This window comes from Rhodococcus sp. RDE2, assembly GCF_020885655.1.
GTDB lineage: Bacteria > Actinomycetota > Actinomycetes > Mycobacteriales > Mycobacteriaceae > Rhodococcus > Rhodococcus pyridinivorans.
Genome location: NZ_AP025186.1, coordinates 1,607,090 through 1,627,240 on the forward strand (window position 1 = coordinate 1,607,090; position 20,151 = coordinate 1,627,240).

Genomic DNA, 20,151 nt, shown 5'->3' on the forward strand with positions numbered 1-20,151 from the left:
TACGACAACCGTCTCCTACGGGATCGGCTCGGTGTCGGGGCGGTGACGACAGTGTCGGTAACAAGGGCCACAATGTCCGACCGTGTCGGTTTTCGTCGGGGGATGAAAGCGATCGGAGGATGACGTGATCGAAGTGCACGCACCCGCGGAGGGCGCCGTGACGTTGCCCCGCGACCATCGATGGGTGGTGGTCGACGTCGAAACCTCGGGTGTGCGGTCCAACGCCCACAGGGTCCTGAGCGTGGCCGCCCTTGTGTTGCGCGAGGACGGCTCTGTCGAGCAGGAGTTCTCGACCCTCGTCGACCCCGGCTGCGACCCGGGACCGGTGCACATCCACAACCTCACGCGGGAGCGCCTCACCGGGTCGCCGCGCTTCGAGGACATCGCCGGTGAACTGGCCGGGATTCTCGACGGCGCCACGATCGTCGCCCACAACGCGTCGTTCGACTACGGATTCCTCGACGCCGAGTTCCGTCGGGCCGGCACGTCGCTGCCGGCGGAGCACCGTCTGTGCACGCTCGCGTTGTCGCGCCGACTCGAACTCGACGTCCCCAACTACCGGCTTGCCACGCTCGCGCAGCACTGGCAGGTCCAGCAGCTGCAGGAGCACGACGCCTACGACGACGCGCGGGTCCTGTCGGAGATCTTCCTGCGCAGCGCCGCGATGGCCGACAACCTGCAGTTGCCGTTGCCCGTCGTCAACTGTCGCAGCCGCAAGTCGGTGTATCCCGCATCCGTTCCGCGGGTCGCGTGCCGGTGGAAGAACCCGGGTCGCCTCGGCGACGACGGCCTCGTCCAGGGCATGAAGGTCGTGATCAGCGGTTCCACCGTCACGCCGCATGTTGCGCTCGCGAACCGGCTGACCGAGGCCGGACTCGACGTGATGAACAATGCGAGCAAGCAGAGCAGCGTCGTGGTGTGCAACGACCCTACGGTGCAGACGGCCAAGGTCCGCAAGGCGATGGCCGAGGGCATTCCCGTGATCAGCGAGCAGCAGCTCGAGGACCTGTTGACACGGGTACGACCGGGTGAACCGAAGGTCGCGACGGTCGTCGACATCATTCCGCCGCCGGAACCGCAGGTCGCGGTGACGCCCCCGGTCCGGGCGCTGACCGGGCAGAAGCCCAAGCTGTGGACCGGACGCAAGGTGCTGCTGCTCGGCGGTACGCACCTGCAGGCGGTCATGATGCGCTCGCGTCTCACCCAACTCGGTGCCCGTCCGGCCCTCAACTTCACGGCCACCGTCACCGACGTGCTGGTCCTCGAAGGAGGAGAGGCCGACAAGCGGATGGCGCGGGTCGCGGCGCGCGAGCTGCCCGTCCTGCGACCCGACGACGTCGATGCCGCAGTGGAGAACGGAGTGATGCCCCCGCACATGCGGGCGGAGTCGCGGCTCACGGCGCCGGTGCTGTCCCGCGGTGAAGTGATCGACCTGCCGTCCGACAGTCACCGCTGGGCCGTGAACGTCGCCTGGAAGGCCGAAGCTGTCGGCGACGAATTCGATCTCGACATCGTCGCCTTCCTGCTCGGCGCCGACGAGAAGGTCGACACCGACGACGATTTCGTCTTCTACAACAACCCGCTCTACGACGACGGCGTCGTCGAACTGACCATCGACGGTTCGAGCGAGCACTGCATCCGTGTCGATCTCGCAGAGCTTCCCGCCGAATGCGAACGCATCGCCATCGCCGCGGCCATCGACGGCAACCGCACCTTCGGCGAACTCGGCGCAGTGTCGGTCGGCGTCGACAGCGACAGTGGCACCGCCGCGACGTTCGTGCTCGACGCCGGCACCACCGAACGCACCATGGTCCTCGCCGAGATCTACCGCCGCGCCGGCAAGTGGCGGCTGCGCGCGGTGGGGCAGGGGTACGACGACGACCTCGCGGCCCTCGCACGCCGGTACGGCGTGGATGTCGATGACTGATCTCTGCTTCGTCGCGCGGGTGGGGATCGCCTGAGCGCTGGGGAGCGCGAAATGATCATCGGTGCGCGTTATTGCGCGTTCTGATGACCATTTCCCGCTCCGCTGTCGGGGTCGGTGTCGGTGCTTGGGGCACCTTCTCAATGCATCCGCTCGCGAAATTGCTATCTGCACCTGCCGTAACCGTAGCGAATGACGAACCTGCGAGCGGATGGAAGTCGAATCAGCTGTTCCCCTTGCCTATTCGGTCCCGATCGATTGTCGGCCGACAACAACGCAACTGCTTGAACGCGCGAAATGGTCATCGGTGTGTGTTATTGCGCGCTCCGATGATCATTTCCCGCTCCGCTGTCGGGGTCGGTGGTGGCGAGTTGGCGGGCCCAATCGGATTCGGTGTCGAGAAAGGCTTCCCCGCCGGTTGCGAAGGCGTCGCGGAGTTGGGTGAGGGCGTCGATGAACTGCTGCATGCGTTCGCTCGCTGATTGTGGCGTTCCAGCACCTTTGCGGCGATATCCCGCAGCAAGTTGTTTGGCGGACTCGAAATCCCCGAATCCACGTGCGTCGTAGAGGCCGTCGGCGAGTGTCTTGGACTCTCGGAGTTCGTCGAGCATCACCTCGCAGATTCGAAGTATCTCGGCGACCACAGCCGGTTCCAGCCGTACGAAGGGCGACGACATGCTGTCTCCTGACGATCCGACAGTTCAATCAGTGACGTATGGCTCGATCGAAGACACCAACTCCTCGAAGTCGGTGCACCACTCTTCGATCGGCGGACCCCCGGGGTAATCCGGGTGGTAAAGCCTGTTTAAGATGACAGCCCCGAAGCTCGTCTGCAACAGGTAGCTGCAAGTGAGGCTTCGATCGGGATCGACCCTCACCGCAGCAGGGCGACCGTTGATGGTCGTCGGTGTCGCTCCGGTCGGATTCTCCGCAAGCTGCTCGTCAAGAGACACGTTTCCCGACAACAAGGTGAGGTCGTAGCGAGCCAGCACCCCCGGGATCTTGACGGTGCCTTTGTATCGGCACCCCAGGTAGGTGTATGTCCCCATCGGCATGTCCGCGACTTCCTTCTTCCCCGCGTCGTACCCGGCCGCGTGCATGACGTCGTCGGGGATGTCGTAGCAGGGGTCGAAGGTGACGGGGGGTCTGCCGGAGTCGTCGGTGATGCGCGGGGTCCGGGTGGCCGACGTGGAAGCCGCGTCGCTCGTGGCCGGCTCCGCCGAACCCGGACTGCACGCCGTCGCCACTACCGCCAGTGCTGCGAGCGCGGCTGTTCCCCACCTACCCATGCGACCCCCCCGATCGATTTGTCGGCAGACGCTAACACAACCACCGATGGCAGTACTCCGGAGAGCGAAGTGGTCATCGGTGCGCGTTATTGCGCGCTCTGATGGCCGTTTCCCGCTCCGTTGACAGGGTCGGTGGTGGCGAGTTGTCGAGCCCAGTCGGCTTCGGTGTCGAGGAATGCTTCTCCGCCGGCGGCGAAAGCGTCGCGGAGTTGCAGAAGGGCGTCGATGAACTGTTGCATGCGTTCTCTGGCCGACTCGGGTGTGCCTGCAGCTTTACGGCGGTATCCTGCGGCGAGTTGTTGGGCGGAGTCGAAGTCACCGAAACCTCGCGTATCTGTGAGGTTATCGGCCCTCGCTCTGGACGCGTCCAGCTCCACCAACATGACTTCACAAATTCTCAAGATCTCGGATACGACATGCGGTTCAAGCCTGGTGAAGTCTGGCATGTAATTCCCTATTTGTTCCCGATGAACGGTTCGAGTGAAATAACGAGTTCTTCCATGCGCGAACACCACTCGCTCTGAGGTACTTCTCCTGCGTGGTCCTTGTTGTAGAGCCTGTTGAAGAAGACGACACCGAAGTTGGTCTGAAGAACGTATTTGCATGCGGCAGAGTTCTCTTGGTCGATCTTGAGGAGTGCCCGACGTTCGTTAATGCTAGTTTCGGTCGCTATGGAGCCGTTCTTCGCGAGTTCTTCGTCGAGGGTCACATTCCCGGACAAGATACTGAGGCTATAGCCTCGCCGGACTCCGGGGACGTGGTCATCCTTTCGGTATGTACAACCGAGGAAGGTGTGGGTACCCATCGGGTAATCCGCGACTTCCTTCTTCCCCGCGTCGTACCCGGCTGCGTTCATGACGTCGTCGGGGATGTCGTAGCAGGGGTCGAAGGTGACCGGTGGTCTGCCGGAATCGTCGATGATGCGCGGGGTGCGGGTGGCCGGAGGAGAAGCCTCGTCGCTCGTGGCCGGCTCCGCCGAACCCGGACTGCACGCCGTCGTCGCTACTGCGAGTGCTGCGAGCGCGACTGTTCCCCACCTACCCATGCGACCCCCCGATCGATTTGTCGGCAGACGCTAACACAACGGATCGGTCGAGCACCCCGGCGCGCAAAGTGGTCACAAGAGCGCGTTGTTGCGCGCTCCGATGACCGTTTCCCGCTCCCCGCGCCGACAAGGCGTCGGTGCTCTGTCTCACAAGATCAGTTTGATTGTGACTGCAATCGCATCTACCGTCTGCATCGTTCCGAATAGTAGAACGACGTTCCGAACTGCGAGGCTTCTATGACCCACTCCGCCGCTGTCGTCACCGACGAGAACCGTCGATCCGTGCTGGGGCGCGCATTCGACATCCTCGAGTGCTTCACCGACGCCGAGCCGGAGCAGACGATCGGGTCGCTGTGCGCGGCGACCGGCCTCCCGCCGGCGACCGTCCATCGGATGCTGGCCAGCCTCGTGGAGTGGGGAGCCGTCGAGCGCGCAGCGCGCGGCAAGTACCGCCTGGGTATGCGGCTGTGGCGTCTCGGCTGGGGTGTCCCCGGCGCTCGAACCCTCAAGGACGTCGCACGCCCGCACCTGGTCGACCTGCACACCAGCACGCGGGAAGCCGTTGCCCTGGCCTCCCGCGACGGGGACGGCGTGGTGCTGGCCGACGTCATCGCCGGTAGCTCCACTCGCACGGGCCGGATCCTTCCTCGGCGCCTGGACCTCGTGAACTCGGCGCCCGGATCGGTCTTCATGGCCTACATGTCCCCGGACGAGGTGTCGGAGCTGACTGCCCGCACACAGCACGACCACAACGACGCCTTCCGTCTGCGTCAGGAGCTGTGCGAAATCCGGCGCACCGGAGCAGCCGTCGTCCAGAGCGCCGACGGTATGTACTGGATCGCGTCGCCGGTGTTCGCGAAGCCTCGGGAAGTGCGGTCGGTCGTGTGCATCGCGGTGCATCGCCCTCGGTTCAACATCGGTGCGCTGGTCCATGCCGTGGTCGACACGGCGCGCGCCGTCAGCGACGGTCTGCCTCCTTCTCTCCGTTCGGTGGGCTGAGGTGTCCGTTCTCGACAAGGCCGTGCAGCTCGTCGACACCCTCGGTCGCGCTCCCGGGCCGATGCGTCTCGGGGCGCTCGCCGAGGAGATCTCCATTCCCAAGTCGTCGGCGCACCGGCTCCTCGTCGAACTCGCACGTCTCGGCCTGGTTCGCAGATGCGGCGACGGCGAGTACACGATGGGGTACCGGCTGGTCGAATGGGGGAGACTCGCCGACAGGTCCATCGGAATCCGCGACATCGCTGCACCCGTGATGGCGACCTTGCGCGACCAGGTCCGTGAGAGCGTGCACCTCTACGTCCGCGACGGCGACTCGCGTGTCTGCGTCCATGCCGTGGAGGGCCCACACGCACTGCGCCCGGTGGCAGTCCTGGGCAGGGCGTTGCCCCTGGGCTACGGGGCGGCGGGGAAGTTGCTCCTCGCCTATGCCGACGACGCGACGGTCCGCAGGGTGTCCCAACAGCTCCCGGTGCATCGCAACAGAACTCTTCCCACACGCGATGACCTCGCGACGATCAGGGCAGGAGGGTGGTCCGTCTCCGTCGACGAGATGGAGGACGGGCTCACCTCTCTCGCCGCGCCGATCTCCACACCGGGCGGGGGAGTCCCCGCAGCGCTGGCCATCGCCGGCGCCACCGCCAGGATCGCGCCGGAGAGATACGACGAGGTCCGCGACCTCGTCGTCGATGCCTGCCGTGAAATAACTTCGCGCAGCTCCTGAACGGTGCTGCCGGACCGGATTCCGGCAATCTCGCGAAGTGTGCCGCATATCGGAACGATCCGATGGAAGGGCTTCGATCGGGATGTGACGCTCGTTACCAAGAGCCGCGCACCTCTTCTTGCGGCACACAAGCTGAGACGAAAGGGGCAGTCATGCCAGCCCACCTCTCGGAGGCCGAAACCAGCCGGTACATCGACACTCCCCACGGAAAGATCCATCTGCACCAGGCAGGTACGGGGCATCCGATCGTGATGCTGCACGGCAGCGGCCCGGGGGCCACCGGTTGGAGCAACTTCAACCCCAACATGGCGCAGCTCGCCGAGGACTTCCAGGTCATCGCGCCCGACATGCCGGGCTGGGGCAAGTCCGACTCCGTCACCTACGAGGATCGTGACCACGTCACTTCCGCGATCCACTTGCTCGACGCCCTCGGAATCGAGAAGGCCGCATTCGTCGGCAACTCGATGGGCGGCGCCACCTCGCTGAAGGTTGCTGCGCGCCACCCCGATCGCGTGTCGCACGTCGTCTCGATGGGTGCCGGCGCCCCCGGCCCGCGCATCTTCAGCCCGGGCAACGGCCCCTCGGAGGGCCTCAAGGTTCTGCACCGCGGCTACCGCGATCCGTCGCCGGAGACGATGCGCGCGCTGGTCGACATCATGACCTTCGACAAGGAGTTCGCGACCGAGGAACTGGTGCTGCAGCGCTCGGAGAACGCCCGCGCACGCGAGGACCACCTCGACAACTTCGCTGCCGGCCTGGGTCGTCCCCGCCGCGGTGAGGCGTCGATGGACGAGATTGCGTCGATCAAGGCTCCCACGCTGGTCATCCACGGTCGCGACGACCGCGTGGTGCACTTCGAAGCCGGCCTCCGCCTGGTGTCGATGATCTCCGACTCGCGTCTGCTGCTCCTCAACCGGTGCGGCCACTGGGCGCAGCTCGAGCACGCCGACGAATTCAACTGCGTCGTGCGCGATTTCGTCCTCAACACCGTCCCGAACGCCTGAGACCGGAGAGACAACGATGAGCGAACTGGTGCAGCGGGTCGAGGAACTCGCAGACTTCTTCGAATCCCAGGCCGAGGAGTCCGACAAGATCGGTCACCTCACCGAGCCCACTCACAAGACCCTCCGTGAGGTCGGCATCGTCCGCACCTTGCAGCCCAAGGACTTCGGCGGATCGGAACTCCACCCGCGCGAGTTCTTCGAGGCCGTACTCGCGGTGGGGAGCCGCTACGCGTCGGCCGGATGGGTCTCGTCGGTCGTGGGCGTCCACTCCTTCGAACTGGCGCAGGGAACGCGTCAGGTCCAGGAAGAGATCTGGGGCGAGGATCCCGACACCTGGGTGGCCTCGCCGTACGCTCCGATCGGGCGGGCACGTCGCACCGAGGGTGGCTGGATCTTCTCGGGCCGCTGGCCGTTCTCGTCGGGCACCGACCTGTGCGACTGGGTCGTCCTCGGCGGCATGCTCACCGACGACGACGGCAATGTCCGTCCGGACGGTCTGCGTCACTTCATCATTCCCCGCAAGGACTACACGATCCTCCACGACTCGTGGGACGTCGTCGGCCTCAAGGGCACGGGCAGTAAGGACGTCGTGATCGACGGGGCCTTCGTGCCCGACCACCGGCTCATCGACCCCGAGGATCTCGGTTCCGGAGCAGCCGCACGCCAGGCAGGCCGCGGCGACGTGGCGCTCTACCGGATGCCGTTCCACGCGATGTTCAGCGGGGCCATCACCGCCGGCACTCTTGCTGCCGCCGAAGGTGCTCTCGCACACTGGATCAACTACACCCGTACCCGTGTGTCGGCCCGCGGCGTCACCGCTGCGACCGACCCGCGTCAGCTGCACGCTCTCGGGGAGGCGGCATCGGACCTGCAGGCCAGCCGCATGCAGTTCCTCGCCGACATCGACCGCCTGTACGAGGTGGCGCAGTCGGGCAAGCCGATCGACATCGCTCTGCGGGCCGAGGTGCGACGCAACCAGGCGCGTGTGTCCCGACGCGCGGGTGCTGCCGTGGACAAGCTCGTCTCCCATGCCGGCGGCTCCGCGATGCGGATGGACAACCCGATCCAGCGGTTCTGGCGCGACATGCACATCGCCCTCGGGCACGGCGCGAACGTCGCCGAGCCGATCTACGAGGCCGCGGGCACCATCACCTTCGGCGGCGAACCCCCGAAGAACGTCCGGATGTGACGAAGCGGGGGACGGTGCGCGCCGTCCCCCGCCTCGAGGAAACACTCAGATCTGCGATCTCATGTTCCGACCGCGAGCAGCCGAGATATCCGCTGCCGCACGACGAACGAGCATCTCGGTCCGGTCCCACCGGACGCCTGCGGTCGGTCCGGACACCGACACGGCCGCTTCGATCGTCCCGTGAACGATGATCGGGGCAGCGACGCAGACGAGTTCGCGCGAGAGCTCTTGACGGTTGTAGGCGACGCCCGATTCCCGGATCCGTTTCAGCTCGGACATGAAACGACGAGGGTCGGTGATCGAGTGTGGAGTGAAACGAGGCAGACCGGCGTCGAGTGCGGTACGGACGTCCTCGGAACTGCCGAAAGCGAGAAGCGTCTTGCCGAGTGCCGTGCAGGATGCGGGATGACGTTGGCCCGGCATCGTGAGAACCACAGGGTTGTTCGGGCCCTGGACCTTCTCGACATGCAGGATCTCGGGACCGTCGAGGACAGCGAGATGAGCCGTGAGACCGGTAGCCGTGTGGAGGTGACTGACGAAATGACTTGCCGTGTCGCGCAGACCGTTCGGACGGCACATGCTGTAACGTGCGCCGAGTTCGAAGCAGGACAGCCCCAGTCGGTATTTCGTACCGTTGCGGGCGACGAAACCGGACTGTTCGAGCTCGGCGAGCAGGCGGAAGGCCGTCGACTTCGGCACATCGGCGCGACGCGCGAGTTCGCTCAGGCTCATGTCGGCGCGAGCCTTGCGGAATGCGTCGAGCAGCTGCAGCGCCTTCGCCACCGACGTCATCTGGCGGCCGGCGCGCTCCTCGCGGGACCCATTGTGGGTGTCGTCGAGAACGGTCAACGGTTCCTCCACTCAGTGATGGACACGATCGAATCGCTTGCCATGCGGTCCACGTTAAGGGGCGGCCCACCCGGATTTCGTGGTTGCAATCACCCAATGGAATTTCGGTTCCCCCGCCGCCCCGGCCCTGGCAGATTCAGCAGCATTCGTTGCGGTGCTGCCGGTGCCGACCGGGCCTGATGTCGACGAACGGACGAGCAGTGCCGCCCCCTCGACGGCCGTTCCCCACCTGTACAGCGACTTCTTCCCAAGGAGCCCCATGAACATCACGAAGTTCCCGCGCCCGCTCAAGGTGCTCGCCCTCGGCGCACTGGCCTCGCTCGCGCTGACCGCGTGCGGCGGATCCAGCGACGCCGACACCGCCGGCGACGGCACCGTGCGCGTCGCCGTGTTCCCGAGCTTCAACGCCCTCGGACCGCGTACCGCCGACCTCGAAGGAGTCTTCGACAAGCACGGCCTCGACGTCGAGCTCGTCACCGTCGCGACGCCCGGCGAGGCCACCCCTCAGCTGCTCGGCGGGAAGATCGACTTCGCCCTCATGGACATGGTCAGCCCGATCATCGCCAAGACCGAAGGCGTCGACCTCGTGATGGCCGCTCCGGGAGCCGTGGGAGCCCCCGCGAAGGACGACGGTCTGACCAGCGGCCGCTTCTGGGTCCGGGCGGACAGCCCCATCCAGAGCGTCGCCGACCTCGAGAACGCCACCTTCGGCATCCCGCAGACCAAGGGCCAGCTGTGGCTCGACGTGCGTGAGGCCATCGACAACGCCGGCGGTGACTCGTCGAAGACCGAGTTCGTCGAGGTGCCCAACACCCTCGCCGCACTCCGCTCCGGCAGCGTCGACGTCGTCACCACGGCGGAGCCCTCCGGCACCGCCACCCTCAACGACCCGGATCTGCGCGTCCTCGATCACTTCGTCAACGCCGGCGGCGACCTCTCGTACGCCTACGTGACCACCCCGCGCTACGCCGCGGAGAACGCCGAGAACGTCGAGAAGTTCCGCGACGCGGTCGTCGAGGCCAACACCATGCTCGCCGAGCAGGACGGTCTCGCCGCCGAGGTCGCCGCGACCTACATCGAGGTCGATCCCGCGATCCTGTCGCAGGCCATCTACCCGAAGTTCCCGACGACCCCGATCACCGAGGACAACATCAACTCCACCCTCGACCGGATGGTCCGTTACGGCCTGGTCCAGGAGGCGGACGCTCCCGCTCCCGGCGACATGATCGTGGGTGGCTGACATGAGCCCCACCGCCACCGCGAATGCGCCCGGGGCAGCTCGGGAGGTGACCCCACCGCGCCCCGCCGGTTCGATCGGACGCGCCGCAGCACGCAAGCGCAAGACGATGTCCGCGCGGCTCACCTCCGCTGCCGGCAAGCTCGTCGCCCTCGCGATCGTCGTCGTCGCCTGGCACGTGTTCGTCACCGGACCGGGCAAGGCCTCGGGCATCCCGACGCCACTCCAGCTGATCGAGACCGGCGCCGACCTCGTCGTCACCGGCCAGTACTGGGACGCCGTCGGCAACACCCTGCTGACCGCCCTGATCGGTTTCGGGCTCTCCGTGCTGATCGGTGTTCCGCTCGGTCTGGTCAACGGCACCTACCGCAAGGTCGAGCAGAGCACCTCGTTCGTCGTCGACTTCGGACGCACGATCCCCGGTGTCGCGATCCTGCCGCTGGTGCTGCTGCTGTTCGGCGGCACCCGCACCATGGCCGTCGTCCTGGTGATGTTCAGCGCCGTCTGGCCGATCCTCGTCCAGTCGACCTACGCAGCGCAGCAGTTGTCGTCGCAGATGAAGCAGGTGGCCCGGGCGTTCCGCCTGTCGCCGGCGAGCCGGATCCGGGACATCTACCTCCCGTCGTCGATGCCGTTCCTCATGACGGGTCTGCGTATCGCCGCGACCATCAGCCTCCTGATCACGATCTCCGCCGAGTTCCTCGGTGGTGCGGACGGCATCGGCCAGCGCCTCTACCAAGCCCTGACCGTCGACGACACCCAGCGGATGTTCGTCTACGTGTTCACCGCCGGTGTACTCGGTATCTGCCTGAACCGTCTTCTCGTTCTCGCGCAGAGCCGCGTGCTGTGGTGGCACCCGTCCGAAAGGGTGAACAAGCCGTGACCGTCGTACGCCGCCTCGCATGGGAGCTGTGGCTCCCCGTCCTGCTCATCGCACTGTGGGCAATCTTCAGTGCCACCAGCACCGACCCCTACTTCCCGCCGCTGTCGGAGATCCTCGACAAGTTCGCCGACGTGTGGTTCTTCGAGGGCATCCGCACCGAGATCTGGCCGAGTCTGCAGCGACTGTTCGTCGGCTTCGCACTCGCCTGCGTCGCCGGTGTCGGCCTCGGACTGGCGCTCGGCGTCATGACCCGCGTCGACAACGCGGTGCGACCCATCGTCGAATTCCTCCGGGCCACACCGGGCGTCGCGATCCTTCCCGTGATGATCCTGCTGCTCGGCCTCGGTGACTCGATGAAGATCGCCATCATCGCCCTCGTCGCGACCTGGCCGATCCTGCTCAACACCATCGACGGTGTCCGCTCCGTCGAACCCGTTCTGCACCAGGTGACCGCCAGCTACCGCATCACGCTCGGGGACCGGATCCGCTTCGTGATCCTGCCGGCCGCGTCGCCGCAGATCTTCGCGGGTGCACGTACCGCACTGGCGATCTCCATCGTCGCGATGGTCGTCGCCGAGATGGTCGGTACCCCCGGCGGCATCGGCTACTACATCCTCGACGCACAACGTGGATTCAAGATCACCTCGATGTGGGCGGGCATCATCGCGCTGGGGATCCTCGGCTACCTGCTCAACAAGCTCTTCGCGCTCGTCGAGCGTCGCGTGCTGGCCTGGCATGCGGGCATGACCGCGCACAACCGTGGAGGCAAATGATGACCACTACCGAAGCGACCAAGCCCGAGACCCGCACGGGTACGGTGCTCGAAGTACGCGGTCTCGGACACAGCTACGGCGGACCGCAGATCTTCGAAGGCCTCGACTTCACCGTCGGCAAGGGTGAATTCGTGTGCATCGTCGGCCCGTCCGGCGTCGGCAAGAGCACCCTGCTGCAGTGCCTGACCGGACTCATCCGCCCCAGCGAAGGCGACATCCTCTTCGAGGGCAAGCGCGTCACCGAACCCCCGGAAGGCCTCGCGATCGTCTTCCAGGACTACAGCCGGTCGCTGATGCCGTGGCTGTCGGTCATCGACAACGTCGCCCTGCCGCTGCGCTCGGCCGGCGTCAAGAAGGCCGAACGCCTCAAGCAGGCACGGCAGGCGCTCGTCGAGGTCGGCCTGAGCGACGTCGCCCAGGCGTACCCGTGGCAGCTGTCCGGCGGCATGCAGCAGCGCGTCGCCATCGCCCGCGCCCTCGCGTCGAACCCGCGCGCGATCATCATGGACGAGCCGTTCGCCTCCGTCGACGCGCAGACCCGCGCCGACCTCGAGGACCTCGTGCTGCGTGTACGCGACCATCTCGGACTGACGGTCATGCTGGTCACCCACGACATCGACGAGGCCGTCTACCTCGCCGACACCGTGCTCGCACTGTCCGGTCGTCCCGCGCGCGTCACCGCGATGCTCCCGATCGACCTGCCGCAGCCGCGCGACCAGCTGTCGACGAAGGCACTGCCGGAGTTCGCCGACCTGCGCGCCGAGGTCTACACCCTCATCCGCAACCCGGCGACCGCGTAGGGGAGAGGTCATGCAGATCCACGGCACGATCGACCCCGCGCGCTTCCGCCAGACCCTCGGGCACTATCCGACCGGCGTCGCGGTCATCACCGCGATCGACGCCGACGGGCAGCCCGTGGGCATGGTGGTCGGTTCGTTCACCTCGGTGTCGCTGGACCCACCGATCGTGGCGTACCTGCCCACCCGCGAGTCGCGCACCTACGCGCGGCTCCGCACGAGCAGCCACTTCTGCGTCAACGTGCTCGCCGCCGACCAGCGTGAACTCTGCGGGCGGTTCGCCGCCCGCGGCGACGACAAGTTCGCGGGTGTCGAGTGGACGCCGGCGCCGTCGGGATCCCCCATCCTCGACGGAGCCGTCACCTGGATCGACTGCGAGGTCGCCGACGAACTCGAAGGTGGCGATCACTTCATCGTCATGGGCCGTGTGCAGGACCTCGACGTGGCCCGCCCGACGCTGCCGCTGCTGTTCTTCCAGGGCGGATACGGAAGGTTCTCCCTGCCGACCTCCGTCGCACCCGCCGACCCGGAACTCATCCGGGGCGTGCGCATGGCCGAGGCGGCCCGCGGCGGACTCGAAGCGCTCGCCGCGGGCGTCGGCGCGGACTGCGGTGTGCTCGCACGCGTCGGCGACGAAGCGGTCTTCGTGATGACCGAGAACCATTCCGGTGATCCCGATGCCGTCGAGATCGGACAGCGGATTCCTCTGATCCCGCCGCTCGGCACCGTCTTCCACAGCCAGGCCTCCGACGACGAAGTGCAGCAGTGGCTCGGCCGTGCCGGAAGGAACGACGACACAGCAGCTTTCGTCTCGAACCTCGAGAAGGTCCGTGACCGCGGCTACTCGATGTCGCTCATGCCCGAAACCGAGCTCGCTCGCGTGTCCGTGATGAACGACTACTCGGGATGCGACGTCCTGCCCGAGCACGACCGCCGGATGAAGCAGATGATCTCCGGCACCGCGTCGCTGTACGAACCCGACATCGACCCCGACGGCACGTACGACCTGCACTCGGTCGTCGTCCCCGTCCCCGACCCTGAGGGACGCACCCGCATCGCACTGCGACTGTCCCGGCTTCCGCGCGCCGCGTCCGGTGACCAGGTGCTGCGCTGGATCGACGATCTGCGATCCGTCGCCGCCGGCACCGCCGAGGCTCTCGCCGCGCGCACCCCATCGACCAAGGAGAAATGATGAACGCTCGAGTCAGGGCACTGGGATACGCGGTCGTCCGCGCGAAGGACCTCGACGAGTGGGTTTCCTTCGGTTCCGAACTCCTCGGCCTGCAGGTCGCCTACCGCGACGACGACCGGATGCTGATGCGGATGGACGAGTACGCCTACCGCCTCGACGTGCGGCGTTCCGACGACCCGGGTGTCACCGCGCTCGGCTGGGACGTCGGCGGACCGGAAGCTCTCGAGGAACTGTCGAAGCGCCTCGTCGACGCCGGCTACCACGTCGAGTCGGTCGACTCCTCCGTGATCGAGGAGCGGCAGGTCATGGATCTCGTCCGCTTCCGCGACCCCGAGGACGTCATCGACCACGAGTTGTTCTGGGGTCTGCGCAACGCCCTCGACAAGTTCGTCTCGCCCACGGGCGCGAACTTCGTCGCGAGCGACATCGGTTTCGGGCACGCCTTCCAGGCGCTGCACGGCGATGCGAAGGTCTACGACCGCCTGTTCCGGGACATCCTCGGTTTCCGGCTCAGCGACCACATCGACATGCCGGGCTCGGTGGGCACCTTCCTGCACTGCAACCCGCGCCACCATTCGTTCGCGTATGCCCATGCGCCGCACCGGAACAAGGGCATCGGGCACCTGATGTTCGAGATCGACGACCTCGATCTGCTGGGCCGCCAGTGGGACAAGGTGGAGGACAGCGACATCCCGATCCTCTCCACCCTCGGCAAGCACACGAACGACAAGATGATCTCGTTCTACGTCCGCAGCCCTTCGGGTTTCGGCATCGAGTGCGGCGTCGGCGGTATTCTCATCGACGACGAGAACTGGCTCCCCACCCGCTACGGTTCCGCTCACTACTGGGGTCACCGCCGCCCGCAGGGCTAGTGCTCGGTTCTGTGCAGTCGTAGGAGCGCGGAATGGTCATCGGTGCTCGTTATTGCGCGCGCTGGTGACCATTTCGCGCTTCGCTGTTGGGGGTCGGTGGCGGCGCAGGGGTGCTTCCTCACTGCATCCGCTCGCGGATTTGCCGATTGCACGCGCCGCAACCGTAGCGAATGGCCAACCGACGAGCGGATGGAAGTCGTATCAGTTGTTCCCCTTGCCTGTTCGACCCCGATCGGTTGTCGGCCGGATGCCAACACAACTGCTCGAGCGCGCGAAATGGTCATCGGTGCGCGTTATTGCGCGCTCTGATGACCATTTCCCGCTTCGCTGCCGGGGTCGGTGATGGCGCTGGGGCATCTTCTCACTGCATCCGCTCGCGAAATTGCCATTTGCGCCTGTCGTAACTGTAGCGAATGACGAACCTGCGAGCGGATGGAAGTCGAATCAGCTGTTCCCCTTGCCTATTCGGTCCCGATCGATTGTCGGCCGACAACAACGCAACTGCTCGAACGCGCGAAATGGTCATCGGTGTGTGTTATTGCGCGCTCCGATGATCATTTCCCGCTCCGCTGTCGGGGTCGGTGGCGGCGAGTTGGCGGGCCCAATCGGATTCGGTGTCGAGGAATACTTCTCCGCCGGTTGCGAAGGCGTCGCGGAGTTGGGTGAGTGCCCGGGTGAACTGTTCGATGCGTTCGACTGCGGATTCCGGTGTGCCTGAGGCTTTGCGCTTGTAACCGGCCGCGAGCTGTTGCGCTGACGCGAAGTCCCCGAAGCCCTCGACGTTGAGCAGCCTACGCGCTGTCTCCTGTGACTCGTCGAATTCATCAAGCATGACCTTGCATATCCTGAGGATCTCGTTCACGACATGCGGCTCGAGTCGGGTGAAACCGGATGGCATAGCGCTCCTCGTGGATCAGTTGAGAAAGGGTTCGATCGACGCGACGAGTTCCTCGAACCCGTCACACCACACCTCGATGGGCGGACGAATTACGGAGTCCGAGTGGTAGAGCCTGTCGAAGATGACGATTCCGAAGTTTGTTTCCAGGACATACGTGCAGGCGAGTGACGCCGACGGGTCGACTCGTAGCAGTGCACCCCGGCCATTGATCGATGTCGGTTCGGAAATGTGCCCGTTCTTCTTAGCTTCCTCTTCGAGGGTGACATTCCCCGCCAGGACGTTGAGCCCGAATCCACGCCTGACACCAGGGATGTAGTCGTCCTTCTTGTAAAGACACCCCAGAAAGGTGTACGTCCCCATCGGCATGTCCGCGAGCTCTTTCTTCCCCGCGTCGTACCCGGCCGCGTGCATGACGTCGTCGGGGATGTCGTAGCAGGGGTCGAAGGTGACGGGGGGTCTGCCGGAGTCGTCGGTGATGCGCGGGGTCCGGGTGGCCGACGTGGAAGCCTCGTCGCTCGTGGCCGGCTCCGTCGAACCCGGACTGCACGCCGTCGCCACTACCGCCAGTGCTGCGAGCGCGACTGTTCCCCACCTACCCATGCGACCCCCCGATCGATTTGTCGGCAGACGCTAACACAACGGCTCGGCCCAGCACTCCGGAGCGCGAACTAGTCACAAGAGCGCGTTGTAGCGCGCTCCGATGACCATTCCCGCTCCGCGCGCCCATAGGTATCTGCAGGGTGGCCTGATTCACAGGATCGGATTGATTATGACCGCAATCGCAGATACTGTCTGCACCGTTCCGAATAGCCAACGGGCGAGTGGATGGAAGTCGCATCGGTTGTTCCCCTTGCCCATTCGACCCCGATCGAATGCCGGCCGGACGCCGACACAACCGATCGAGCGCGCGAAGTGGTCAGAGGCGCGCGTTATTGCGCGCTCTGATGACCGTTTCCCGCTCCGCTGTCGGGGTCGGCGATGGCGAGTTGACGGGCCCAGTCGGATTCGGTGTCGAGGAAGGCTTCTCCGCCGGTTGCGAAGGCGTCGCGGAGTTGCAGGAGTGCGTCGGTGAACTGCTGAATGCGTTCGACGGCAGATTCAGGGCTGCCGGCGGCTTTACGTCTATAACCGGCCGCGAGTTGTTGGGCGGACACGAAATCGCCGAATCCACGGACATCTAGGAGTTTCGCCGCTGTTGCCTCGGCATCCTTGAATTCTCGAAGCATCACCACGCAGATGCGGACAATCTCGTCGACGACGTGTGGGTCGAGCCTAGCGAAGTCGTTCATCGAAGGGCTTTCGGATAGATGACGGTCATGTGGGGATGAAGGGCTCGATCGACGTCGTGAGCTCCTCCAAGCCCGTGCACCACTCCTCGATCGGAGCGGATCCCGGATAATCCGGGTGGTAGATCCGCGTGAGCATGATCAGACCGAACCGGGTTTCTACGACGTACTTACAGGTGTTGCGCCGGCCTGGGTCGACTTCGAGAAGGGTGCGCCGGCCGTTGATGAAAAGTGGCGTGGCGATGTGAGCGCTATTCTCGAGTTCTTCGTCGAGTGTCACGTTGCCGGCGAGGATGTTGAGGCTGTATCCAAGGCTGATGCCAGCAATTTCGTTGTCGTCGTGGTAGGTGCATCCGAGGAAGGTGTACGTCCCCATCGGCATGTCCGCGAGCTCTTTCTTCGCCGCGTCATACCCCGCCGCGTTCATGATCTCGTCGGGGATGTCGTAGCAGGGGTCGAAGGAGACGGGCGGTCGGCCGGAGTCGTCGGTGATGCGCGGGGTTCGGGTCGTCGATGTCGTTGTCTCGTCGCCTGCGGTATCGTCCGCGACGCTCGGACTGCACGCCGTCGCCGCTACCGCCGCTGCAGCGAGCGCGACTGTACCCCATCTGCCCATGCGACCCCCCGATCGATTGTCGGGCAGACGTTAACACAACGGCTCAGGGCGTCGCTGTCGGGTTGTAGCGACTGGGCGGATCGTCATACTCGAATGCCCTCAGCTCCAAGGAGCCGAGGGCATTCGATGGAATCGTCTGTTCGCTACGATGCGATGGCGTAGTTGAAGCCGCCAGAGCGATCGCGACTTTCCTCCCGCGCAATTAGAGTCCGGTTGGGCGGGGCGCCGGTGCTTCCCGAGAAGAGCGGGTAGGACACCGAGTAGATCGCCGCGTATACGTAGTGCGAGTGATCGTTGGCAATCGAGGACCAGACATACGAATCGGACTCGATGCCGACCTCGATCGCCCCGCAGTAGACCTTCCCGTCGAAGTCGGGCAAGCTGACGATCTTCTCGACCATGCCGTATCGGTCGTAGTAGGTGACTTCGTTGTTGTGCTGGTTAGCGCTGCAGAACACGTACTCGACCGCGCTGCCGGAAATCGTCGCTGCCTGAGCTGCAGGTGCAGTGAGTACGACAGTGCCCGTAGCGAGAGTTGCCGCAGCAGCGAGCGTTCCGATGAACTTCTTCATTGAATCCAATCCTTGTGTGAATGCTGTCGGTCGAGCGCACCCCGCCCTGGATGTGGGCTGCAGTCCGTATGCGGACGGGGTGGGAGGGTGTTTGGCGTGGCGGCTTATGGCCGCGGGTCGTCGACTCCTCCACCAGTTCGCGTTTCCCCACCCAGGGGACTGCGCACTGAGATCCGTCCTCGTCGACTCGGGGCAGGCCGGGGATGAGGCGGCCGCGAGCCGGCGGGCAGGTTCAATGCAATGTCCGTTCTGTGTGGAATGACCGTATGGGTGTCGCACCTGCCGCCACACGCGTTACACAAAGCCCCCACCCGAGAGCGCGAAATGGTCATCGGTGCGCGCAACAACGCGCGCCGATGACCATTTCGCGCTCCGCTACCGCGTCAGTCCTGCTCGACCCCGCGCCAGAACTCGGGTAGTTCCGAGTTCAGTCGATCTTTTGCCTGCATGGGGAGCGAGTGCGTCGTGTCGGGAAAGACCAGAACCTCGGCATCAGCGAGTTGCCGTGCCCGAGCTGCTGCTTTCTCACCTCCGGCGAGTGAATCACGCTCCGCGATAGCGACATAGGTGGGCATAACCAAAGCCGCAAGCTCGTCGTCGCTCAGGGGCGACGGGGTCGGTAGTGCGGCGGAGAAATGCTCCGAACCCTCCGAGATCATCGTCGCCATGGCGTCATCGGAGTCGTAGTCGTCGACACCCCCGACCTTCGCGAGTGCCGTGTCCCGCCAATCGGTCGGAAGGCCCGGCAGTGTCGACACCGACGCCCAGAACAACATTCGGGCAGGGGGATAACCGAAGGTGAACACCGGCTCGAGCAATGTCAGCGACCGGACCTTCTCGGGGAACTGCTTCGCGTAGGACGCCGCGCTTGCCCCACCGAAGGAGTGTCCGACGACATGCGCAGTCTCCAGGCCGAGCCCTGAGAGCACGTCGTCGATCCACAGCGCCTGGTCGTCGGTAGAGGTCAACGGTGCGGCCTGGACGGACAGTCCTGCGTCGCCGAGGGCATCGAACGCGAGAACTCGGTGCTCGGGAAGGAAGCCAGGAAGGTTCTCACCCCACATCGGCACACCCGACGCGCGGCCCGGGACGAGAACGACGGGCACGGAGTCGGCCGTCCGAGGCGACGTCCATTCGTAGACGCGGACCGTGCCGAACCGGGTGGGGACGTCGTGAACCTCGGAAGGTGTCGGCAGCGTGGACATCGCTCGCTCGTAGGCGGCGACGTAACTGTCGCGGCCGTCGGCGCTGCGGAAGTGGCCGACGCCCGGCGCGCCGAAGAAGAACTGGTAGGCGGCGACCAGGCCGACGACTGCGAATATCGCGACCAGCGCCGTGCCGGCGCGTCGAACGAATCTGTTCGATCGAATGTGCTGGGTCATCCGGACCCCCGATTGTCGACGTTGCAATATGTTCATATTGTATCGTGTCATCATGCCGAGAGTCGTCGACCATGCCCAACGCCGTCGGGAGATCGTGTACGCGCTGTGGGCGGTCATCCACGAGCGAGGGATCGACGGCGTGACCTTCCAGGCGGTGGCCGCCGCCGGGGGAGTGTCGATCGGTCGGATCCAGCACTACTTCGATTCCAAGGAACACCTCATCCGCACCGGTGCCGAATACATGGTCGCCGAAGCCGAAAAACGCTACGAACGAGCAGAATCCGATCCGCGTGCAGCACTCGTCGCCCTTCTCGCTCAACCAGTCCCGACGGACGAGGCCGGACGTCTCGGCGTGTCCGTCTGGTACGCCTATCTCGCCAAGTCCGCGAGCGACCCCTGGATCCGCGCGTTCCTGGAAGAGTCGACACAAGGCACAGCAGAGGAAACCCGACGACTCCTCGAAGAACTGGGCATGCCACCCGAGAAAGCACTCAAAGAGGCCACGCGCCTCGTCGCGCTCAGCAACGGCATCACACAAGCCGTCCTGGTCTGCGTCACGGAACCGCCCGACGGCATCGCTCTGATCACCGACGAGGTCGCCCGCGCGACCGCCTGAACCTGCT

Annotated in this window: 23 protein-coding genes; 12 read left to right on the plus strand and 11 right to left on the minus strand. The window is 65.3% G+C overall.

All coding sequences use genetic code 11. From position 1 onward, the window contains the following. Positions 1 to 124 precede the first annotated feature (124 nt). Complete coding sequence (locus LPH33_RS07565) at positions 125 to 1,927, plus strand: TerD family protein (protein ID WP_229567645.1); 1,803 nt, start codon at positions 125 to 127, stop codon at positions 1,925 to 1,927. Positions 1,928 to 2,238: 311 nt separating this feature from the next. Here LPH33_RS07565 and LPH33_RS07570 read toward each other — a convergent pair whose 3' ends face one another. The 4 genes from LPH33_RS07570 to LPH33_RS07585 form a co-directional block, all read right to left on the minus strand. Further along, positions 2,239 to 2,601: a hypothetical protein gene (locus LPH33_RS07570; RefSeq protein WP_229567646.1), complete on the minus strand. Its 363-nt coding sequence runs from the start codon at positions 2,599 to 2,601 to the stop codon at positions 2,239 to 2,241. A 24-nt stretch (positions 2,602 to 2,625) separates the two neighbouring features. Beyond that, positions 2,626 to 3,213 (minus strand): DUF3558 domain-containing protein, encoded by a 588-nt coding sequence (locus tag LPH33_RS07575; RefSeq protein WP_071934620.1) that lies wholly within the window; start codon positions 3,211 to 3,213, stop codon positions 2,626 to 2,628. Positions 3,214 to 3,299: 86 nt separating this feature from the next. After that, on the minus strand, positions 3,300 to 3,659 hold the full coding sequence (locus LPH33_RS07580; protein ID WP_037215801.1) for a hypothetical protein: 360 nt from the start codon (positions 3,657 to 3,659) through the stop codon (positions 3,300 to 3,302). Between the two features lie 8 nt (positions 3,660 to 3,667). After that, complete coding sequence (locus tag LPH33_RS07585; protein ID WP_071934621.1) at positions 3,668 to 4,258, minus strand: DUF3558 domain-containing protein; 591 nt, start codon at positions 4,256 to 4,258, stop codon at positions 3,668 to 3,670. A 237-nt stretch (positions 4,259 to 4,495) separates the two neighbouring features. Here LPH33_RS07585 and LPH33_RS07590 point away from each other — a divergent pair, with 237 nt between their 5' ends. From LPH33_RS07590 to LPH33_RS07605, 4 genes are all read left to right on the plus strand, one after another. Next, complete coding sequence (locus LPH33_RS07590) at positions 4,496 to 5,257, plus strand: IclR family transcriptional regulator (protein WP_229567648.1); 762 nt, start codon at positions 4,496 to 4,498, stop codon at positions 5,255 to 5,257. 1 nt (position 5,258) lies between these two features. Further along, positions 5,259 to 5,978 (plus strand): IclR family transcriptional regulator, encoded by a 720-nt coding sequence (locus LPH33_RS07595; RefSeq protein ID WP_071934623.1) that lies wholly within the window; start codon positions 5,259 to 5,261, stop codon positions 5,976 to 5,978. A gap of 152 nt (positions 5,979 to 6,130) precedes the next feature. Continuing rightward, entirely contained in the window at positions 6,131 to 6,982 is an 852-nt protein-coding gene (locus tag LPH33_RS07600) for an alpha/beta fold hydrolase (RefSeq protein WP_229567650.1), read from the plus strand. Between the two features lie 16 nt (positions 6,983 to 6,998). After that, positions 6,999 to 8,171 carry a hydroxylase gene (locus LPH33_RS07605; RefSeq protein WP_229567651.1) on the plus strand — a complete coding sequence of 391 codons (1,173 nt, stop codon included), beginning with the start codon at positions 6,999 to 7,001 and terminating at the stop codon, positions 8,169 to 8,171. 45 nt (positions 8,172 to 8,216) lie between these two features. On the opposite strand, the gene LPH33_RS07610 is transcribed toward LPH33_RS07605, so the two are convergent. Then, the gene (locus LPH33_RS07610; RefSeq protein ID WP_229567653.1) at positions 8,217 to 9,020 is read right to left on the minus strand and encodes an IclR family transcriptional regulator; all 804 of its coding nucleotides are present in this window, start codon (positions 9,018 to 9,020) and stop codon (positions 8,217 to 8,219) included. Between the two features lie 259 nt (positions 9,021 to 9,279). Between LPH33_RS07610 and LPH33_RS07615 the strand changes: the two genes are divergently transcribed. Genes LPH33_RS07615 through LPH33_RS07640 form a run of 6 tightly spaced genes read left to right on the plus strand, consistent with a single transcriptional unit; the run spans position 9,280 to position 14,774 of the window. After that, the gene (locus LPH33_RS07615; RefSeq protein ID WP_071934625.1) at positions 9,280 to 10,260 is read left to right on the plus strand and encodes an ABC transporter substrate-binding protein; all 981 of its coding nucleotides are present in this window, start codon (positions 9,280 to 9,282) and stop codon (positions 10,258 to 10,260) included. A gap of 1 nt (position 10,261) precedes the next feature. After that, positions 10,262 to 11,140: an ABC transporter permease gene (locus LPH33_RS07620; RefSeq protein ID WP_229567655.1), complete on the plus strand. Its 879-nt coding sequence runs from the start codon at positions 10,262 to 10,264 to the stop codon at positions 11,138 to 11,140. Next, the gene (locus LPH33_RS07625) at positions 11,137 to 11,913 is read left to right on the plus strand and encodes an ABC transporter permease (protein WP_229567656.1); all 777 of its coding nucleotides are present in this window, start codon (positions 11,137 to 11,139) and stop codon (positions 11,911 to 11,913) included. Before LPH33_RS07620 ends, LPH33_RS07625 begins: the two co-directional genes overlap by 4 nt. Then, positions 11,913 to 12,713, plus strand: coding sequence for an ABC transporter ATP-binding protein (locus tag LPH33_RS07630; protein ID WP_016694258.1), 801 nt, complete (start codon positions 11,913 to 11,915; stop codon positions 12,711 to 12,713). The genes LPH33_RS07625 and LPH33_RS07630 overlap by 1 nt, the downstream gene beginning before the upstream one ends. Before the next feature lie 10 nt (positions 12,714 to 12,723). Then, on the plus strand, positions 12,724 to 13,902 hold the full coding sequence (locus tag LPH33_RS07635; RefSeq protein ID WP_229567658.1) for a flavin reductase: 1,179 nt from the start codon (positions 12,724 to 12,726) through the stop codon (positions 13,900 to 13,902). After that, positions 13,899 to 14,774 (plus strand): VOC family protein, encoded by an 876-nt coding sequence (locus LPH33_RS07640; RefSeq protein WP_229567660.1) that lies wholly within the window; start codon positions 13,899 to 13,901, stop codon positions 14,772 to 14,774. The genes LPH33_RS07635 and LPH33_RS07640 overlap by 4 nt, the downstream gene beginning before the upstream one ends. A 535-nt stretch (positions 14,775 to 15,309) precedes the next feature. Here LPH33_RS07640 and LPH33_RS07645 read toward each other — a convergent pair. The 6 genes from LPH33_RS07645 to LPH33_RS07670 form a co-directional block, all read right to left on the minus strand. Next, on the minus strand, positions 15,310 to 15,606 hold the full coding sequence (locus LPH33_RS07645) for a hypothetical protein (RefSeq protein ID WP_229567662.1): 297 nt from the start codon (positions 15,604 to 15,606) through the stop codon (positions 15,310 to 15,312). A gap of 81 nt (positions 15,607 to 15,687) precedes the next feature. Next, a complete protein-coding gene (locus LPH33_RS07650; protein WP_229567663.1) occupies positions 15,688 to 16,272 on the minus strand; it encodes a DUF3558 domain-containing protein in 585 nt (194 codons plus the stop codon). 329 nt (positions 16,273 to 16,601) lie between these two features. Further along, positions 16,602 to 16,961 carry a hypothetical protein gene (locus LPH33_RS07655; RefSeq protein ID WP_071934629.1) on the minus strand — a complete coding sequence of 120 codons (360 nt, stop codon included), beginning with the start codon at positions 16,959 to 16,961 and terminating at the stop codon, positions 16,602 to 16,604. Positions 16,962 to 16,986: 25 nt separating this feature from the next. Continuing rightward, on the minus strand, positions 16,987 to 17,574 hold the full coding sequence (locus tag LPH33_RS07660) for a DUF3558 domain-containing protein (protein ID WP_229567665.1): 588 nt from the start codon (positions 17,572 to 17,574) through the stop codon (positions 16,987 to 16,989). Between the two features lie 143 nt (positions 17,575 to 17,717). Further along, the gene (locus LPH33_RS07665) at positions 17,718 to 18,146 is read right to left on the minus strand and encodes a hypothetical protein (protein ID WP_229567666.1); all 429 of its coding nucleotides are present in this window, start codon (positions 18,144 to 18,146) and stop codon (positions 17,718 to 17,720) included. Between the two features lie 383 nt (positions 18,147 to 18,529). After that, a complete protein-coding gene (locus tag LPH33_RS07670; protein WP_229567668.1) occupies positions 18,530 to 19,528 on the minus strand; it encodes an alpha/beta fold hydrolase in 999 nt (332 codons plus the stop codon). Between the two features lie 52 nt (positions 19,529 to 19,580). Here LPH33_RS07670 and LPH33_RS07675 point away from each other — a divergent pair, with 52 nt between their 5' ends. Then, positions 19,581 to 20,144: a TetR/AcrR family transcriptional regulator gene (locus LPH33_RS07675; RefSeq protein ID WP_229567670.1), complete on the plus strand. Its 564-nt coding sequence runs from the start codon at positions 19,581 to 19,583 to the stop codon at positions 20,142 to 20,144. Positions 20,145 to 20,151 lie beyond the last annotated feature (7 nt).

Coding starts and splice junctions, on each gene's coding strand:
- LPH33_RS07570 (WP_229567646.1), bottom strand. CDS start 2,601: ATGTCGTCGCCCTTCGTACGGCTGGAACCGGCTGTGGTCGCCGAGATA.
- LPH33_RS07575 (WP_071934620.1), bottom strand. CDS start 3,213: ATGGGTAGGTGGGGAACAGCCGCGCTCGCAGCACTGGCGGTAGTGGCG.
- LPH33_RS07580 (WP_037215801.1), bottom strand. CDS start 3,659: ATGCCAGACTTCACCAGGCTTGAACCGCATGTCGTATCCGAGATCTTG.
- LPH33_RS07585 (WP_071934621.1), bottom strand. CDS start 4,258: ATGGGTAGGTGGGGAACAGTCGCGCTCGCAGCACTCGCAGTAGCGACG.
- LPH33_RS07590 (WP_229567648.1), top strand. CDS start 4,496: ATGACCCACTCCGCCGCTGTCGTCACCGACGAGAACCGTCGATCCGTG.
- LPH33_RS07600 (WP_229567650.1), top strand. CDS start 6,131: ATGCCAGCCCACCTCTCGGAGGCCGAAACCAGCCGGTACATCGACACT.
- LPH33_RS07605 (WP_229567651.1), top strand. CDS start 6,999: ATGAGCGAACTGGTGCAGCGGGTCGAGGAACTCGCAGACTTCTTCGAA.
- LPH33_RS07615 (WP_071934625.1), top strand. CDS start 9,280: ATGAACATCACGAAGTTCCCGCGCCCGCTCAAGGTGCTCGCCCTCGGC.
- LPH33_RS07620 (WP_229567655.1), top strand. CDS start 10,262: ATGAGCCCCACCGCCACCGCGAATGCGCCCGGGGCAGCTCGGGAGGTG.
- LPH33_RS07630 (WP_016694258.1), top strand. CDS start 11,913: ATGACCACTACCGAAGCGACCAAGCCCGAGACCCGCACGGGTACGGTG.
- LPH33_RS07635 (WP_229567658.1), top strand. CDS start 12,724: ATGCAGATCCACGGCACGATCGACCCCGCGCGCTTCCGCCAGACCCTC.
- LPH33_RS07640 (WP_229567660.1), top strand. CDS start 13,899: ATGATGAACGCTCGAGTCAGGGCACTGGGATACGCGGTCGTCCGCGCG.
- LPH33_RS07645 (WP_229567662.1), bottom strand. CDS start 15,606: ATGCTTGATGAATTCGACGAGTCACAGGAGACAGCGCGTAGGCTGCTC.
- LPH33_RS07650 (WP_229567663.1), bottom strand. CDS start 16,272: ATGGGTAGGTGGGGAACAGTCGCGCTCGCAGCACTGGCGGTAGTGGCG.
- LPH33_RS07655 (WP_071934629.1), bottom strand. CDS start 16,961: ATGAACGACTTCGCTAGGCTCGACCCACACGTCGTCGACGAGATTGTC.
- LPH33_RS07660 (WP_229567665.1), bottom strand. CDS start 17,574: ATGGGCAGATGGGGTACAGTCGCGCTCGCTGCAGCGGCGGTAGCGGCG.
- LPH33_RS07665 (WP_229567666.1), bottom strand. CDS start 18,146: ATGAAGAAGTTCATCGGAACGCTCGCTGCTGCGGCAACTCTCGCTACG.
- LPH33_RS07670 (WP_229567668.1), bottom strand. CDS start 19,528: ATGACCCAGCACATTCGATCGAACAGATTCGTTCGACGCGCCGGCACG.
- LPH33_RS07675 (WP_229567670.1), top strand. CDS start 19,581: ATGCCGAGAGTCGTCGACCATGCCCAACGCCGTCGGGAGATCGTGTAC.